Annotated in this window: 5 protein-coding genes; all 5 read left to right on the forward strand. The window is 72.4% G+C overall.

Annotated features, from left to right (window positions below; translation table 11 throughout):
- From AC07ZS_RS01675 to AC07ZS_RS01695, 5 genes are read left to right on the forward strand one after another with little or no spacing between them, the layout of a single operon-like run.
- Positions 1 to 6,618, forward strand: a complete 6,618-nt coding sequence (locus AC07ZS_RS01675; RefSeq protein ID WP_494796895.1) for an SDR family NAD(P)-dependent oxidoreductase — start codon at positions 1 to 3, stop codon at positions 6,616 to 6,618.
- The gene (locus tag AC07ZS_RS01680) at positions 6,615 to 7,517 is read left to right on the forward strand and encodes a DMT family transporter (protein ID WP_494796896.1); all 903 of its coding nucleotides are present in this window, start codon (positions 6,615 to 6,617) and stop codon (positions 7,515 to 7,517) included. Before AC07ZS_RS01675 ends, AC07ZS_RS01680 begins: the two co-directional genes overlap by 4 nt.
- Positions 7,518 to 7,530: 13 nt before the next feature.
- The gene (locus AC07ZS_RS01685) at positions 7,531 to 8,424 is read left to right on the forward strand and encodes a DMT family transporter (RefSeq protein ID WP_494796897.1); all 894 of its coding nucleotides are present in this window, start codon (positions 7,531 to 7,533) and stop codon (positions 8,422 to 8,424) included.
- A gap of 24 nt (positions 8,425 to 8,448) precedes the next feature.
- Positions 8,449 to 14,967 carry a type I polyketide synthase gene (locus AC07ZS_RS01690; protein WP_494796898.1) on the forward strand — a complete coding sequence of 2,173 codons (6,519 nt, stop codon included), beginning with the start codon at positions 8,449 to 8,451 and terminating at the stop codon, positions 14,965 to 14,967.
- Positions 14,964 to 18,368, forward strand: coding sequence for a non-ribosomal peptide synthetase (locus AC07ZS_RS01695; protein WP_494796899.1), 3,405 nt, complete (start codon positions 14,964 to 14,966; stop codon positions 18,366 to 18,368). The genes AC07ZS_RS01690 and AC07ZS_RS01695 overlap by 4 nt, the downstream gene beginning before the upstream one ends.
- The last annotated feature ends 2 nt before the right edge of the window (positions 18,369 to 18,370 follow it).

Genomic DNA, 18,370 nt, shown 5'->3' on the forward strand with positions numbered 1-18,370 from the left:
ATGAGCGACTTTCTCGACCGCATCAGCAAACTCTCGCCCAAGCGCCTGGCGCTGCTGGCGCTGGAGCTGCACGAAAAGGCGGAAGCCGCGGGCACGCATTCCAACGAGCCGATCGCGGTGATCGGCATGGGCTGCCGCTTCCCCGGCGGTGCCACCAGCCCCGAGGCGTTCTGGGACCTGCTCGAAGCCGGGCGCGACGCGATCCGCGACGTGCCCGCCGACCGCTGGGACAAGGACGCCTTCTTCGACGCCGATCCCGACGCCCCGGCCCGCATGTCGGTGCGCAACGGCGGCTTCCTGGACGACGTGGCCGGTTTCGACCCCGCCTTCTTCGGCATCTCGCCGCGCGAGGCGCTCACCATGGACCCGCAGCAGCGCCTGCTGATGGAGGTCTCGTGGGAAGCGCTGGAGCAGGCCGGCCTCTCGCCCGAGGGCCTGGCCGGTTCGCCCACCGGCGTCTTCTTCGGCCTGTGCAACAGCGACCACTTCCACCGCGTGCTGCAGCGCGGCAGCGACAGCATCGACGCCTACATCGCCTCGGGCAACGCGCACAGCGTGGCCTCGGGCCGCGTCTCGTATTTCCTCGGCCTGCAGGGCCCGGCGATGTCCATCGACACCGCCTGCTCGTCCTCGCTGGTGGCGCTGCACGTGGCTTGCCAGAGCCTGCGCAGCGGCGAATCGCGCACCGCGCTGGCCGGCGGCGTGAACCTGATGTGCTCGCCCGAGACCACCATCGCCCTGACCAAGGCGCACATGCTCGCGCCCGACGGCCGCTGCAAGACCTTCGACGCGGCGGCCGACGGTTTCGCGCGCGGCGAGGGCTGCGGCGTGCTGGTGCTCAAGCGCCTGAGCCACGCCCAGGCCGACGGCGACCGCGTGCTCGCGGTGATCCGCGGCAGCGCCGCCAACCAGGACGGCCGCAGCGGTGGCCTCACCGTGCCCAACGGGCCGGCGCAGGAAGCGGTGATCCGCGCCGCGCTGGCCGACGCCGGCGTGGCCCCGGCCGACATCGGCTACGTGGAAGCCCACGGCACCGGCACCTCGCTGGGCGACCCGATCGAGGTGCGTGCCCTGGCCGGCGCGCTCGGCCCCGGCCGCGACGCGGCCAGCCCGCTGCTGATCGGCTCGGTCAAGACCAACATCGGCCACCTGGAATCGGCGGCCGGCGTGGCCGGCGTCATCAAGGTCATCCTCGCGCTGCAACACGGCCGCATTCCCCGGCACCTGCATTTCAGCGAACCCAGCCCGCACATCGCCTGGTCGCAATACCCCGTGAGCGTGACGCGCGACGGCCATCACTGGCCGCGCGGCGAACGCCCGCGCCTGGCCGGCGTGAGCTCCTTCGGCTTCAGCGGCACCAACGCGCACATCGTGATCGAAGAGGCCCCCGCGCCCGTGGCCGCCGCCTCCGGCGACCAGCGCCCGGTGCACTGCCTGCCGCTCTCGGCCCGCTCCGAGCCCGCGCTGCGCGCGCTCGCCGCCCGTTTTGCCGACGCGCTCGCGGCCGGCGCACCGCTGGCCGATGTGGCCCACACCGCCGGCGTGGGCCGCTCGCATTTCGCCGAACGCCTGGCCGTGGTGGCCAGCGATGCGCAGGAGGCGCGCGCCGCCCTGCAGGCTTTCGCCCAGGGGCGCGAGCACCCCGCGCTGCACCGCGGCAGCGCCACGCCCGGCGTGGCGCCCGAGGTGGTCTTCCTCTACACCGGCCAGGGCTCGCAGTACCCCGGCATGAGCGAGGCCCTGTGTGCCGCTTCGCCCGTCTACCGCGACATCATCGACCGCTGCGACAGCCTGCTGGGCGCCGACGCCCAGGGCCGCACGCTCAAGTCCGTGCTGCGCGCGGGGCCGAGCGAAGGCGCCGCCATCCACGAAACTGCCTGGACGCAGCCGGCACTGTTCGCCGTCGAATACGCACTCACGCAGCTCTGGCGTTCCTGGGGCATCGCGCCGGCGGCCGTGATCGGCCATTCCGTGGGCGAGTACGTGGCGGCCTGTGTGGCCGGCGTGTTCACGCTCGAAGAAGGCCTCCGGCTCATCGCCGAGCGCGGCCGCCTGATGCAGGCGCTGCCGCCCGGCGGCGCCATGGCCGCCGTCTTCACGTCGGCCGACGAGGTGGGCCGGGCCATTGCGCCCATGGCCGACCGGCTCGCGATCGCCGCCATCAACGCACCCGACAGCGTGGTGGTCTCGGGGGACGCGAAGGCCGTCGATGCCTTGCTGGCCGACTTCGCCACGCGCGACGTGCAAGGCCAGAAGCTGTTCGTCTCGCTCGCCGCGCACTCGCCCCTGGTGGCCCCCGCGCTGGACGCGATGGAAGCCTGCGCGCGCGCCGTGACGATGCGCGCGCCGCAGATTCCCGTGGCCTGGAACGTCACCGGCGGCGCCGCGCTGCCCGCACCCGGCGCGCCCGATGCGCGCTACTGGCGCAGCCACCTGCGCGAACCGGTGCGCTTCGCCGAAGGCATTGCCTCGCTGGCGGCGCAGGGCTACCGCGTGTTCCTGGAAGTCGGTCCGCACCCGGTGCTGATGGCCCTGGCCCAGCGCAGCCTGCCCGAGCAGGACCATCTGCTGCTGACCTCGCTGCGGCGCGACAGGAGCGACTGGCACGAACTCAACACCAGCCTGGCCGCGCTGTACGTGCAGGGCGCGGCGGTGGACTGGGCCGGCGTGGACCGGCCCTACGCGCGCCAGCGCGTGGACCTGCCGACCTATCCCTTTGAGCGGCGCGATTTCTGGATCACGCCGACCGCCGAAAAAACCGTGCGCGCGCCGGTGCCCAGCGGCCTGCCGGGCCGGCGCCTGCCGACCGCCGTGCCGATCTTCGAGACCCTGCTCTCGCCGTCGAGCACACCTTACCTGGCCGACCACGTGGTGCAAGGCGTGGTGCTGGTGCCCGGGCCGCTGCTGCTGGAACTCGCGCAGGGCGCGGCCCAGGCGGTGAACGGCCGCGGGCGGCGCGCGGTCGAGGCTTTCGAGATCGTCGAACCCCTGGTGCTGCCCGAGGCGGGCCGCACGGTGCAGACCCACCTGGGCCCCGAGTCCGGCGGCGCGCAGCCGTTTTCCATCTACAGCCAGGCGGCCGATGGCTCGGGCGAATGGCACCTGCACGCCAGCGGCCGGCTGCTCGCCAGCAGCGCCCAGCAGGCCCAGGCCGGCGCCGACACCACCAGCTTCACCGCCACGCGCGACGCGCTGGGCGCGGCCACGGACGGGGAGGGCTACCACCAGCGCCTCGAAGCCCTGGGCATCCACCTCGGCCCGGCCTTCCGCAGCCTGCAGGAAGTGCACCGCCGCGACGGCGAAGCCCTGGCGCGCATCGCGCTGCCCGCCGCCTGCGCCGACGAGCCCGTGACCTGGGCACACCCGGCGCTGCTCGACGGCGCCTTGCAATCCATCGGCCTGACCCTGCCGCAGACCGAGGACACGGAACACACCTACCTCTTCACCGGCCTGGACCGCATCGACCTGGCCGGCCCGCTGCCCGCCGGCCTGTGGTGCCACGCCCGCCTGCTCCATGCGGCGGGGCAGGAACCGCAGCCGCCCGAATGGCAGGCCGAGGTCACCCTGCGCTCGCTCGACGGCGGCGTGCTCGGTCAGATCCGGGGCGTGCACCTGCGCCGCGCCTCGCGCGACGCCCTGGCACGCTCCCTGGGCCATGCCTCGGGCCACGGCCTGTTCCACGAAGTGGTGTGGGAAGACGCACCGGTTTGCGCGCCGGCCGCCGCCGCCATGCCCGATCCCGCCGGCCTCGCGCCGGCCCTGCGCGAGCGTTTTGGTGCCCTCGCCGCCGAGCACGGCCTGGCCGTGTACGAGCGGCTGCTGCCCGAGCTCGACCGGCTCAGCGCCGACCACGTGGCCACCGCCTTGCGCCAGCTCGGTTTCGACGACACGCCGGGGCGCGGGTTCGACACGGCCGGTGAATCACAGCGCCTGGGCATCGTGCCGCGCCACCAGCGCCTGTTCGCGCGCCTGCTGCAGATGCTGGCCGAAGACGGCCTGCTGCGCAGCGAAGGGGACCGCCACTCGCTGCAGGCCCGCCTGGGCACGGCCGACGCGGCCACGCGCTACGACGCGCTCATGCACACCTTCGGCGAAGTCGATGGCGAGCTGCGCACGCTGCGCCGCTGCGGGCCCGCGCTGGCCGCCGTGCTGCGCGGCGAGCAGGACCCTTTGCAACTGCTGTTCCCGGGCGGCTCGTTCGACGAAGCGCGCAAGCTCTATGTGGACTCGCCCTACGCGCAGACCTACAACCGCGCGCTCGGCGAAGCCCTGCAGGCCGCCATCGCCCGGCTGCCGGCCGGCGCGCGCCTGCGCGTGCTGGAGATCGGCGCCGGCACCGGCGGCACCACCACCTACGTGCTGCCGCTGCTGCCGGCCGAGCGCACCGAGTACACCTTCACCGACCTCTCGCCGCTGTTCCTGGAGCGCGCGGCCGAGAACTTCGCCGCCTATCCCTTCGTGCGCCATGCGCTGCTCGACATCGAGCGCGACCCGCAGGCGCAGGGCTTCGCAGCCGGTGCCTACGACATCGTGATCGCGGCCAACGTGCTGCACGCCACCGCCGACCTGGCCCAGACCCTGCGCCACGCCAAGGGCCTGATGGCGCCGGGCGCCCTGCTGTTCCTGCTGGAAGGCGTGGCCCCGGAACGCTGGGTGGACCTCACTTTCGGCCTCACCGAAGGCTGGTGGCGTTTCAGCGACGCGGCCCTGCGCCCGGACTACCCCCTGGTGCCTCGCTCGGCCTGGCTGGCCACGCTGCAAGGCCTGGGCTTCCAGGGCGCCTGCGCGGTGCCCGACGACGGCTGGACCGCGCGCGGCGCGGCGCAGCAGGCGCTGATGCTGGCGCAACGCCCGCTCGGCGGCCAGGCCTGGACCCTGGTGGGTGACCCGCAGGGCCTGGGCCGTGCGCTGGCCGAGCGCCTGCGCGCGCGCGGCGACCAGGTGCAGACCCTGGCGGCGGAGGCCGTGCCGCCCGCCGGTGAGCTGGGCGAGATCGTTTACCTGGCCGGCCTCGAACTCGCAGAGCGCGGTCTCGACGACCGCGAAGCCGCCGCGTCGGCCCACACGCTCGCGGGCGAGTGGCCGCGCCGCTGGCTCGCGGCGGCGGCACAAGGGCAGGGCCGCATCCGCTTCGTGACGCGGGGCGTGCAGGGCGGTGCCGGCGGGGCGATGAGCCCGGGCGCTGCCTGGCAGGCACCGCTGTGGGGTTGGGGGCGCGGTTTCTCGCTGGAGCAGCCCGGCGCCTGGGGCGGCCTGATCGACCTGCCGTCGGCCGCGACCGTGGACACGCTGCTGGAAGCGCTCGACGCGGTGGACGGCGAAGACCAGGTGGCCTGGCGCGATGGCCAGCGCCGTGTGGCGCGCCTGGTTCAGGCCGACACACCGCCCGCGGCACCGCTGAGCTTCAGCGCCGATGCCTGCTACCTCGTCACCGGCGGGTTCGGTGGCCTGGGCCTGGTGGTGGCGCGCTGGCTGGCCGACCATGGCGCGCGCCACATCGCCTTGCTGGGCCGCCAACCCGACCTCGGCGCGCCCGGTGTGGCCGCGATCGAGGCCCTGGGCGCGCGGGTGCACGCGGTGCAGGCCGACGTGGCCGACGAGGCCGCGATGGCGCGCGCCTTTGAGCAGCTCAAGCGCGACGCGCCGCCGCTGCGCGGTGTGATGCACGCCGCCGCCGCGCTGAGCGCCGCGCCGCTGCTCCAGCTCGACGACGCCATGGTGCGCCAGATGCTGGCGCCCAAGCTCGCCGGCACCCTGGTGCTCGAACGCCTCACGCGCGGCCTGGCGCTCGATTTCCTGGTGCTGTTCTCCTCGACCACCGCCTTGCTCGGCGCCTCGGGCCTGGCCCACTACGCGGCCGCCAACACCTTCCTGGACACGCTGGCCGAAGCCGGCGACGCCTCGCGCCGCGTGATCTCGGTGAACTGGGGCACCTGGGAGGTGATGCGCCTGGCCTCCAACGACGACCAGCGCAGCTACCGCGAAGGCGGCCTGCAGCCCATGGCCGCCGCCGACGCCCTGGATGCGCTGGGCCGCCTGCTGGGCGGCACGGCGCGGCAGGCCGTCGTGGCCCAGGTGGACTGGGCCGCGCTCAAGACCCTGCACGAGGTGCGCCGCTCGCGGCCGCTGCTGTCGCACCTGGGCATCGCGCCCCGGGCCGCTGTGGTGGAAGCGCCGCGCGCGGACAGCGGGCCGTCCCTGCAGGCGCGGCTGGAGGCCGCACCGCCGGCCATGCGCCACGACCTGCTGGTGGAGTTCGTGCGGCAGGAAGTCGCCTCGGTGCTCGGCCTGGCCGGGCCCGCCGTGGTGCCGATCGCCACCGGGCTGTTCGACCTGGGCATGGACTCGCTGATGGCGGTCGAGCTCAAGCGGCGGCTGGAGCGCGGCGCGGCGCGTGCGCTGCCGTCCACGCTGACCTTCAACTACCCGAACGTGGGCGCGCTCGCGCGCTTTCTGGAAACCCAGCTCACCGTCAAACCGGCCACACCGCCGGCACCGGCCGCCGCACCCGCTGCGGTGGCCGAGGTCGAGGTGCCCGATGCCGATGCGGACCTCGATTCGCTCAGCGACGACGAGCTGGAGGCCCGCTTGCTGGCCCGACTGGAGCAGACCAAATGAAATACCGATCCCTGGGCGCACGCCTGACGATCATCTTCGTGGCCCTGTGGGCGGCCGAGGAGGCGCTCACCGGCGTGCTCCTGCAGCGCTACGGCCTGGCGCAGGTGGTGTGCCTGCGGTTCGCGCTGCACCTGGCGCTGCTGTGGATGCTGTTCGGGCGCGGCAACGGCCCCTCGCTGTGGCGCACGCGCCGCCCGGCGTCGCAGCTGTTCCGCGCCGCGATGATGGTGGGCATGCCTGCCTGCTGGTCGCTGGGTGTGCAGCGCGGCCTGGCGCCGGTCACTTTCCTGGCCGTGTTCTGGATCGCGCCCCTGATGATCCTGGGCCTGTCCCGCCTGGTGTTGCGCGAGCGCGTGCCGCTCAGGCTCTTCGGTTTCGCGGCGGCGGCCAGCGTGGGCGTGTTCCTGCTGCTGGGCCCGCACGCGCTGCCGCGGCCCGAGTTGCTGGTGTTCCCGGTGGCCATGGCCGCCTGCTTCAGCGTGTACGTGGTGATGACGCGCCTGCTGCACGCCGAGCCGACCCGGGTGAACCTGTTCTACACCGGCCTGGGCGCCTGCCTGCTGCTGTTGCCCCTGATGCCCTCGGGCTGGGTGACGCCGAGCGCGCCCGACCTGCTGCTGCTGGCGGGCGTGGCGGTGCTGGGCCTGGGGGCGCTGCTGGCGCTGGAGCGCCTGACGGCGGTGGCGCCGGTCTCGCGCACCGCGCCGCTGCTGTACCTGCAGATCGGTTTCACGCTGGCCTTCGCCTGGGTGGCGGCGCACCCGCTGCCGGGCTTGATCGCCGTGGCCGCCGTGGTGCTGGCGGCAGGCCTGTGGCTGGCGCTGCGCCGGCGCCGGCGCGGCTCTTCCTGGCACATGACCTCGCTGCTGGCCGACACCGGCCACGCCGGGCTGGACTGAACGAGGTGACAGGATGACTGCCAACCGCCGCGCCATCCTGCTGATGCTGGTCTTCGTCTTCCTGTGGGCGGGGATCGAGGCCATGGCGGCCAACGTGCTGCGCCACTACTCCCCTTACCAGGTGGTCTGGACGCGCTACGCCGTGCACCTGGCGCTGATGGCTGCGCTCTGGGGATGGCGCGAGCCGGCCTCGCTCTGGCAGACCCGCCGCCCGGTGTTCCATGTGGCGCGCTCGCTGCTGATGCTGGGCATGCCCGCGTCCTGGGTGATCGGCATGCAGATGGGGGTGTCGGGGCACGCGGTGATGACCATCTTCTGGATCAGCCCGCTGCTCATCCTCGGCCTGGCCTGGGTGTTCCTGCAGGACCGTGTGCCGCTGCTGGTCTGGGTGGCGACCGGTGTGGCCTGCGTGGGCGGCCTGCTGGTCAACGGCCTGCATGGGCTGCCGGGTGCGTCGCTGCTGATCTACCCCCTGGGCATGGCGCTTTGCTTCAGCGCCTACGTGGTGATGACACGCTCGCTGCGCACCGAAACCACGCGCACCAACCTGTTCTACACCGCCGCCGGCGTGTTCGTGGTGCTCACGCCCGCCATGCCGGGCCTGTGGGTCATGCCGTCGCTGCCGGACCTGCTCGTCATGGTGGTCATCGGCCTGCTGGGCTACGTCACCTTGCTCGCGCTGGACCGCTCCGCCGCCGCCGCACCCGTGAGTATTTCGGCACCCTTCGCGTATTTACAAATTGCCTTCACGGTGCCGCTCTTCTGGGCGGCAGGCCTGGGGCATGATATGTCGCTCCCGCGCATGGCGCTGGGACTGTTGTTGATCGTTGGTGCTGCGCTCTGCCTGTGGCTGCGCGAGCCGCGCCTCAATGCCCGCGACGCGGTGATGGCGCGGTCGACGCCGTGATGAAGTTTTCAGTGAGGAAGTGATATGCAGTCAGATCGGACCACCCCCCCAGAGTCGACGCCCGCCCAGCCGGCGGCTGCCGCCGATCGGCGCAACATGCTGCAGAACGCGCTCGGTGCCATCGAGCGCCTGCAGTCCCGCCTGGACGCGGTCGAGAGCGCGAAGCACGAGCCGATCGCCATCGTGGGCATGGCCTGCCGCGTGCCTGGCGGCGCGGAAGACGCCGACAGCTTCTGGAAGCTGCTGACCGAAGGCAAGGACGTGGTGGGCGAAGTGCCCGCCGACCGCTGGGAGGTGGACGCGTACTACGACCCCGACCCGAGCAAGCAGGGCAAGGCACGCACCAAGGCCGGCGGCTTCCTGAAAGACATCGACCAGTTCGAGCCCAGCTTCTTCGGCATGTCGCCGCGCGAGGCGGCCGGCGTGGATCCGCAGCAGCGGCTGCTGCTGGAAGTGGCCTGGGAGGCGATGGAGCACGCGGCCATCCCCACCGACCAGCTCGATGGCAGCCTGACCGGCGTGTTCGTCGGCATCACGTCGATGGATTATTCCAACCGCATCGACGTGGCCGACCCGGCCCGCAGCGACATCTACCTGGCCACCGGCACCGCGCTCAACGCGGCGGCGGGCCGCGTGTCCTTCACCTTCGGCTTCCGTGGCCCCTGCATGGCGATCGACACCGCCTGCTCGTCCTCGCTGGTGGCCATTCACACCGCCTGCCAGAGCCTGCGCAACGGCGAAAGCAACCTGGTGCTGGCCGGCGGCGTCAACGCCATCCTCTCGCCCGACCCGTTCGTGCTGATCTCCAAGTGGGGCATGTTGTCGCCCGACGGCCGCTGCAAGACCTTCGACGCCTCGGCCAACGGCTTCGTGCGCGGCGAAGGCTGCGGCCTGATCGTGCTCGAGCGCCTGTCCGACGCCGTGGCCAACGGCCGCCGCATCCTGGGCGTGATCCCGGGCTCGGCGATCAACCAGGACGGCCGCTCCAGCGGCCTGACCGTGCCCAACGGCCTGGCCCAGCAGGAGGTGGTTCGCCAGGCGCTGGCCTCGGCCCGGCTCCAGCCCACCGACGTGAGTTATGTCGAGGCCCACGGCACCGGCACCTCGCTGGGCGACCCGATCGAGGTCGAGGCGCTGGCCGCCGTGTACGGCGAAGGCCGCGCGATGCAGCAGCCTTTCGAGATCGGTTCGGTCAAGTCCAACATCGGCCACCTGGAAGCCGCGTCCGGCGTGGCCAGCGTGATCAAACTCGTGATGGCGCTGCGGCACCAGCAGCTGCCCGCCAGCCTGCACGTGAAGCAGCTCACGCCCTCCATTCCGTGGGAGACGCTGCCGGTGCGCGTGAGCACCGCGCTGCACGACTGGAAGCCGGTGGGCGACGTGCGCCGCGTCGCGGGCGCCAGCGCCTTCGGCTTCAGCGGCATGAACGCGCACGTGCTGGTGGCCGAACCGCCCGCCGCACCTGCGCTGGCCGCCGCGCCCGCGCGGCCGCTGTATGCCATGCCGCTGTCGGCGAAGAACGACGCGGCGCTGCAGGCGCTGGCGCAGCGCTACGCCAACCACCTGGAACAACGCCCCGCCGACGCGCTGGCCGATGTGTGCGCCACCGCGGCCATCGGCCGCTCGCACCACCTGCTGCGCACGGTATTGGTCGCGGCCGATCGCGCCGGCATGCAGGCCCAGCTGCGCGAACTCGCCAGCACCGGCCAGTCGGCCGTGCAGGGTTCCGTCTCGGCCAGCGGGCGCAACCGCGTGGCCTTCCTCTTCACCGGGCAGGGCGCGCAGTACGTCGGCATGGGCCGCGAGCTGTACGACGCCGAACCCGTGTTCCGGGCCACCATCGACCGCTGCGCGGCCGTGCTCGACCCCTTGCTGGGCAAGCCGTTGCGCGAGGTGATGTTCGAGGAGACCGGCGGCAGCCTGGACCAGACCGGTTTCACGCAGCCCGCGCTGTTCGCCATCGAGGTCGCACTGGCCGCCACCTGGCGCAGCTGGGGCATCGAGCCCACGGTGGTGATCGGCCACAGCGTGGGCGAATTCGCCGCCGCCGTGGTCGCGGGCGTGTTCAGCCTGGAAGACGGTGCCCGCCTGATCGCGGCCCGGGGCCGGCTGATGCAGGCGCTGCCGGCCGGCGGCGCCATGGTGTCGGTGCAGGGCGACGCGGCGCTGGTGCAGCGCGAGATCGCGCCGCACGCCGACAAGGTGTCGATCGCCGCCTTCAACGCGCCAGGCAACCTGGTGATCGCCGGCGCCGGCGCCGAGGTGACCGCCATCGCCGCACGCCTGGCGGAGCAGGGCCTGCGCACGCAGGCGCTGTCGGTGTCGCACGCCTTCCACTCGCCGCTGATGGACCCGATGGTCGCGGAGTTCCGCCAGCTGGCGGCCGGCGTGACCCACTCGGCGCCCACGCTCACCTGGATCTCCAACCTCGACGGCGCCCCCATGGACTGGGCGAAGTGGGGCACCCGCATGGCCGACTACTGGGCCAGCCATGTGCGGGCACCGGTGGCGTTCGAGAGCGGCGCGCGCGCGCTGGCCGCCACGCAATGCGATGTGCACCTCGAAGTGGGACCCAACCCCACGCTGATCGGCCTGGGCATGCAGTGCGTGCCCGAAGGCACGGCGGCGACCGACTGGCTGCCCTCGCTCAAGCGCAGCAAGGGCGGCTGGGAACAGATGCTCGACAGCGTGGCGCGCCTGTACGTGCGCGGCGCGAAGCTGAACTGGACGGCGGTGCAGGGCCCGGGCGTTCGCCACAGCCTCGAGCTGCCGCTGTACCCCTTCCAGCGCCAGGCCTACCTCATTCCTTTTGCGTCGCGCACCCGCCGCGTGGCCGGCGATTCGGTGCACGACCTGCTCGGCGAGCGCCTGAACGTGGCCGGCGTGGCCGCGCAGTTCGAGCGCACGGTGGACGCCACCAGCCCGGCCTGGGTGGTGGACCATGTGATCGCGTCCGAGGCCGTGATGCCGCTGACCGCCTACCTCGAAGCCGCCCTGGCCGGGGCGCGGCAGGCCGACCCGACGGTCACCGGCCTCACGGCGGTGGAAATCGGTGAGCCCATGCCCCTGCTCGACGGCGAACAGCGGCTCATGCAGGTCTCGGTGGACAAGGCCCTGGGCGGTGTGCCCTCGCGCGTGCGGGTGTTCAGCCGCGACGCGAAGCGGCCCGAGGCCGAATGGACCCAGCACGCCACAGCCGAGCCGCTGCGCGGTCCGGCGCAGGGTGTGCCCGTGTCGCCCGTGGCCGAAGCGGCGAAGCGATTGACCAACGAGGTCGAGGTCACGCCGTTCTATGAGAAGGTGCGCAAGCTCGGTGTCGATTTCGGCGCCGGCTTCCGGGGCATGCGCCGCGTCTGGTGCGGCGAGGGCGAAGCCATCGGCGAGATCGTGCTGACCGACGCGGTCCAGGCCGACGCCGGCAAGTACCTGATGCACCCCGCGCTGCTCGATGCCTGCTTCCACACCTCGGCGGTGGCCATGGACACGCTGCCCAGCGCCAACGACGGCCGCTTCTACCTGCCCATCGGCGTGGACCGCTACCTCTGGAACGCCTCGCCCACCGGCACGCTGCGCAGCCATGCCCGCGTGCGCCCGGCGCCGCCGCACAGCGACATGCTGGTGCTCGACGTGCACATCGAAACGCCCGACGGCCAGCCCGTGGCCCTGCTCGAAGGCCTGCGCTGCCGCCGCGCCAGCCGCGAGCTGTTCCGCCAGCGCGTGGACGCGCAGGTGGCCGACTGGCTCTACGAACTGCAATGGAAACCTGAGGCCCTGGTGGCCGAGCCCGCCACCGCCGAAGGCACCTGGCTGGTCTTCGACGAAGGCCAGGGCCGGGGCCAGCGGCTGGCCGACGAGATCGCCCAGCGCGGCGGCCAGGCCTTCCGCGTGCTGCCCTCGGGCAGTGCGGCCGGCCCGGGCGCCACGGTGATCGACGAAACCCAGGCCGGCGAGTACGCCCGCCTGGTGGCGAAGGCCGCTGAAAGCGGCGCGCTGCGCGGCGTGGTGTCGCTGTGGCCCCTGCGCGTGCCGGCGCTGCGCGACGACGACCTGCCCAGCGCGGTGCAGCGTTTCGGCGTCGATGCCGCGCTGCTCACGCTGCAGGCCCTGGCGCAGGCCGATCTGCCGTCGGCACCGCGCCTGTGGATCGCCACCGCCGGCAGCCAGTCGGTGGACGGCACCGAGGAACTGCGCATCACGCAGGCCCCGGTGGCCGGCCTGGCGCGGGTGGCCGCGAGCGAACACCCCGAACTGCGCGTGACCCTGGTCGACCTCGACCCGCAAGCCACGCCCAGCGATGCCCGCCTGCTGCTCGACGAGATGCTCGCCGGCAGCGAAGAGACCCAGGTCGCGCTGCGCAAGGGCGTGCGCCATGCCGCCCGCCTGGCGCGCCAGCCGCGCTCCAGCGCGCCGCACATCGACGACGCACCGATCCGCCTGAACATCACCGAGCGCGGCACGCTCGAAAACCTGAACCTGGGCGCGATGGAACGCCGCGCACCGGGTCGGGGCGAGGTGGAGATCCGGGTGCGCGCCAGCGGCCTGAACTTCCGCGACGTGCTCAGCGCGCTGGGCATGTACCCCGGCGAGATTCGCCACCTGGGCAGCGATGCCGCGGGTGAGGTCGTGGCGGTGGGCGAGGGCGTCACGCAATTCAAGGTCGGCGACCGCGTGGTCGCGATGCTCGAAGGCGCCTTCTCCAGCCACGCGGTCGCGCGCTGGGAGTTCGTCGCACCGCTGCCCGCCGGCGTGAGCTTCGAGCAGGGCGCGGCGATCCCGACCGCCTACCTCACCGCCGACATCACGCTCAACCTGCTGGGCAAGATGAGCCAGGGCGACCGCGTGCTGATCCACTCGGGCGCGGGTGGCGTGGGCATGGCCGCCATCGCGCTGGCCCGCCGCGCGGGCGCGGAAATCTTCGCCACCGCCGGCAGCCCCGAGAAGCGTGAGGAACTGCGCCGCCTCGGTGTGCACCACCCGCTGGATTCGCGCAGCGACTCCTTCGCCGACGAGATCGCCCGCATCACCGAAGGCAAGGGCGTGCGCCTGGTGCTCAACTCGCTCGCTGGCCAGCTGCTGGACCGCAGCTTCGAGTGCCTGTCCGACGGCGGTGTCTTCCTCGAGATCGGCAAGCGCGGCCTGTGGACACACGAGCGCGTGGCCGAGCTCAACCGGGGCATCGAATACCACATCGTGGACTGCAACGACAACGCGCGCGACACCCCCGAGATCGTGGGCCAGATCTTCACGCGCGTGCTGCAGGAGATCGAGTCCGGCGTGCTGCCGTGGCTGCCTTGCACCACTTTCCCGTTCGAGAACGCGCCCGACGCCTTCCGCTACATGGCGCAGGCCAAGCACATCGGCCGCGTGGTGTTCCGCCACCGCGTGGACCCGCGCAAGCTGCCGCAGGCGGTGCAGGACGATGCGACCTACCTGGTCACCGGCGGCCTCAAGGGCCTGGGCCTGCTGGCCGGCCAATGGCTGGCCGGCGAGGGCGCGCGCCACCTGCTGCTGGCGGGCCGCAGCGAACCCGACGCGACAGCGCGCGAGGCCATCGCGGCCATGGAAGCCGAGGGCGTGAGCGTGAAGACCGTTTCGGCCGACGTGGCCACGGCCGACGGCATCGCGCGCCTCATGGCCGCCCTGAAGGACATGCCCGCGCTGGGTGGTGTCGTCCACGGTGCGGCGGTGCTGGACGACGGCGTGCTGCTCAAGCAGACACCCGAGCGCTTCGCCACCGTGATGGGGCCGAAGGCCGACGGCGCGTGGCGCCTGAGCGTGGCCCTGGAGCGCGCCGGCCACCGGCCGGACTTCGTGGTCTTCTATTCCTCCCTGTCGGCCGTGTTCGGCTCGGCGGGGCAGGGCAACTACGTGGCGGCCAACGCCTTCCTGGATGCGCTCGCGCGCCAGCGCCGCGACGCGGACCGCTCGGCCCTGAGCGTCAACTGGGGCGCCTGGAGCGAGGTCGGCATGGCGGTGCGCGCCGGCACGGTGTCGCGCGCCGGGGCGCAAGGCCTGGCCTCGCTGTCGCCGGCCGAAGGCATGCAGGCGCTGAGCGTGCTGCTGCGCGACAACGCCACCCGCAGCTCGGTCGCACCGATCGACTGGGCGCTGCTGGGCCAGCAGATGCCGGCCGGGCAGGCCCCCAGGCTGTTGGCCGACCTGCTCGCGGCGGCACAGAACCGCGGCGGCAGCCAGGCCCAGGGCAGCGCCGCGCGCGTGGACTACGCCAGCCTGCCGGCCAAGGAGCGGCGCGAGCAGCTCGTGACGCTGGTGCGCCGCGAGCTGGCCACCGTGCTGGGCCTGGCCGGTTCGCCGCAATCGATCCCGGTCGATCAGACCTTCACCGCGCTGGGCCTGGACTCGCTCACCTCGGTGGAACTGCGCAACCGCCTGCAGCAGGCGCTGGGCCGCAGCGTGGCCGCCACCGCCGCCTTCGAGTGGCCCTCGGTGGGCGAGATGGCGACCCACCTGAACAGCCTCTATGGCGATGAAGACGCCTCCGATGCCGCCGATTCCGACAGCCGGGAGGAACTCACGTTGTGAGCGATACCGTCGAGTTGATCAAACGGCTTCAAGGGCTGGACATCCACCTGAAACTGGACGGGGACCGGCTCAGCGTCAACGCGCCCAAAGGCGCCGTGACGCCGGAACTCCGCGAGGAACTCGGGCGGCGCAAGGACGAGGTCAAGGCCTACCTGGCGGCGCACGGCACCGCGCCGGCCCGCGCCGTGCTGCCCGCGCTGGAGCGCGTGCCGCGCCAGGCCGACATGCCGATCTCGCACACCCAGCAGCGGCTGTGGTTCCTGCGCCAGATGGACCCCGGCAGCCACGCCTACAACATCGCGGCGGCCCTGCGCTTCAGCGGGCCGCTCGACGAAGCCTTGCTCGAGCGCGTGCTGGCGGTGCTGGTGGCCCGCCACGAGAGCCTGCGCACGCGCTTCATCTCGGCGCAGGGCGAGCCGCGGTTCGTGATCGATCCGCACGCCCGCGTGCACCTGGATCGCATCGACATCTCGCACCTGCAGGGCGCGGCGCGCGACGCCGCGTGCAAGCAGGCCATCGAGAGCATCGCGCGGCGCCCGTTCGATCTGGCGCAGGCCCCCTTGCTGCACGCCGGCCTGATCCGCGAGGCCGACCAGCAGCAGGTGTTCGCCTTCGCGCTCGATCACATCGTCTCCGACGGCCTGTCGCTCGGCATCTTCATGCTGGAGTTCCGGGACCTGTACTCGCGCCTGGCGACCGGCCACGAGGTGACGGTGGTCGAGCCGCCCATCCAGTACTACGACTACGCCGAATGGGAGCGCCGCGCCTTCGCCCAGGGCGCGATCGACGAGCACCTGGCCTTCTGGAAGCGCGAGCTCGCCGGCCTGCCGTCGATGCTGCAGCTGCCCACCGACCGGCCCCGGCCGCCGGTGCAGACCGCCAGCGGCTCGCGCTGCGCGCTGCAGCTCACGCCCGCGTTCTCCGACCGCCTCAAGGCCTTCGGCCGCGCCGAGGGCACGACGCTGTTCATGGTGATGCTCTCGGCCTTCCAGGTGCTCATGCACCGCTACAGCGGCGAGACCGACATCGCCATCGGCTCGGCCATCGCCAACCGCAACCGCTCCGAGGTCGAGCACACGATCGGCTTCTTCGCCAACAACCTGGTGCTGCGCGCCGACGTGAGCGGCGACCCGACGGTGCGCGAGCTCATGACCCGCGTGCGCGAACGCGCGCTGCGCGCCTACGCGCACCAGGAGATGCCGTTCGACATGCTGGTCGACGAGCTGGGCACGCGCCGCGAGCTCGATCACTCGCCGCTGTTCCAGGTGCTGTTCGTGCTGCAGAACCTGTCCATGACCAGCCTGGAGCTGCCCGGCCTGCGCTGCGACAGCATGGACCTGGACGTGACCGCCTCGCGCTTCGACCTGTCCGTGGACGTGTTCGACATCGTGCACGGCCTGCGCTGCTACTTTGAGTACAACACCGACCTGTTCGATGTCTCGACCATCGAGCGCATGCTCAACCACTACCGCAAGCTGCTCGAAGGTTTCATCGATCGGCCCGACGCGCGTGTGAGCGAACTGGCCTTGCTGACGGACGACGAACAGCGCCAGCTGCTGCTGGACTGGAACGCCACCGCCATGCCGTACCCGGTCGAGCAGACCGTGCACGGCCTGTTCGAGGCGCAGGCACAGCGCACGCCCGACGCGCCGGCGCTGCGCTTCGATGACGTGGTGCTGAGCTACGCCGAACTCAACGCCCGCGCCAACCGGCTGGCCCACCACCTGCGCGCCCTGGGCGCGGGGCGCGAGTCGCTGGTCGGGGTCTGGATGGAGCGCAGCGAAGACATGGTGGTCGCGGTGCTGGGCGTGCTCAAGGCCGGCGCGGCCTATGTGCCGCTCGACCCGGCGTTCCCCAAGGACCGCATCGACTACATGATGGAAGACGCGGCGCTGTCCGTCGTCGTGACCCAGTCGGCCCTGGCCGAAGGCCTGCCCGCCGGCATCCGCGCGGTCTGCATGGACCGCGATGCCGCCGCGCTCGCGGCGGAACCGGCCGCTGACCCGGCGCCCCTGGCGGGCTCGGGCGACCTGGCCTATGTGATCTACACCTCGGGCTCCACCGGCCGCCCCAAGGGCGTGATGCTGGAGCACCGCTCGGTGGTGAACTTCCTGCTGTCGATGCACCGCGAGCCGGGCATCACGGCGCAGGACCGCTTCGTCTCGGTGACCACGCTCTCGTTCGACATCGCCGGCCTGGAAATCCATGGCCCGCTCACCGTCGGCGGCACCGTGGTGCTGGCCTCGCGCGCGACCGCGCTCGACGGCGTGCGCCTCGCCGCGCTGCTCGATCAATGCGAAGCCACGCTGCTGCAGGCCACGCCGGCGACCTGGCGCCTGCTGCTGGAAAGCGGCTGGCAGGGCCGGCCCGGGCTCAAGATGCTGTGCGGCGGCGAAGGCCTGCCGCGCGACCTGGCCGACAAGCTGCTGGCCACCGGCGGCGAGCTGTGGAACATGTACGGCCCGACCGAGACCACGATCTGGTCCACGGTCTGGCGCGTCACCGACACCACGCGCGCGATCTCCATCGGGCGCCCCATCGCCAACACCCAGGTCTACGTGCTGGAGCCCTCGGGCCTGCCGGCGCCGGTGGGTGTGGGCGGCGAGCTGTGCATCGGCGGTGACGGCCTGGCGCGCGGCTACCGCGGGCGCGACGACCTGACCGCGGAAAAATTCGTCACGCTGGACCTGCCCGGCGTGGGGCCGACGCGGGTCTACCGCACTGGCGACGTGGTGCGCTTCCTGGCCGACGGTCGCATGGAGTTCGTCGGCCGGCGCGACCACCAGGTGAAAGTGCGGGGCTTTCGCATCGAGCTGGGCGAGATCGAGACCGTGCTCGCGAAACACGGCGGCATCAAGGAATGCGTGGTGCACGTGCGCGAGGACACGCCGGGTGACCAGCGCCTGGTGGCCTACGTCGTCAGCGAGCCGGGCACCCCCTTCGAGGCCGAGGCCGCGCGCGCCACGCTGCGCGTGCAACTGCCCGAGTACATGGTGCCCAACCTCTTCGTGGTGCTGGAGGCGCTGCCGCTCACGCCCAACGGCAAGGTGGACCGCAAGGCCCTGCCGGCGCCCGCGCTGGTGGTGGAGGACGCCGACGACAGCGCCGACGAGGCGCTCATGACGCCGGTGCAGCGGCAGGTCGCCGCGCTCTGGCGCGAGGTGCTGAGCACCCAGCGCATCGGCCTGCACGCCAACTTCTTTGACCTGGGCGGCCACTCGCTGCTGCTGGTGCGGCTGCAGTCGGCCATGCAACGCGAGTTCGGCAAGGAGTTCCCGCTGGTGGAGCTGTTCCAGCGCACCACCGTGGCCGCCCAGGCCGAACGCATGTCCACACCGGTGGGCGCCAGTGGAGCGCTGGAGCGCGCCCGCGCGCGCGCCGCCAAACAGATTCAGGGGTAAGG

The organism is Hydrogenophaga sp. GW456-12-10-14-TSB4 (genome assembly GCF_059424305.1).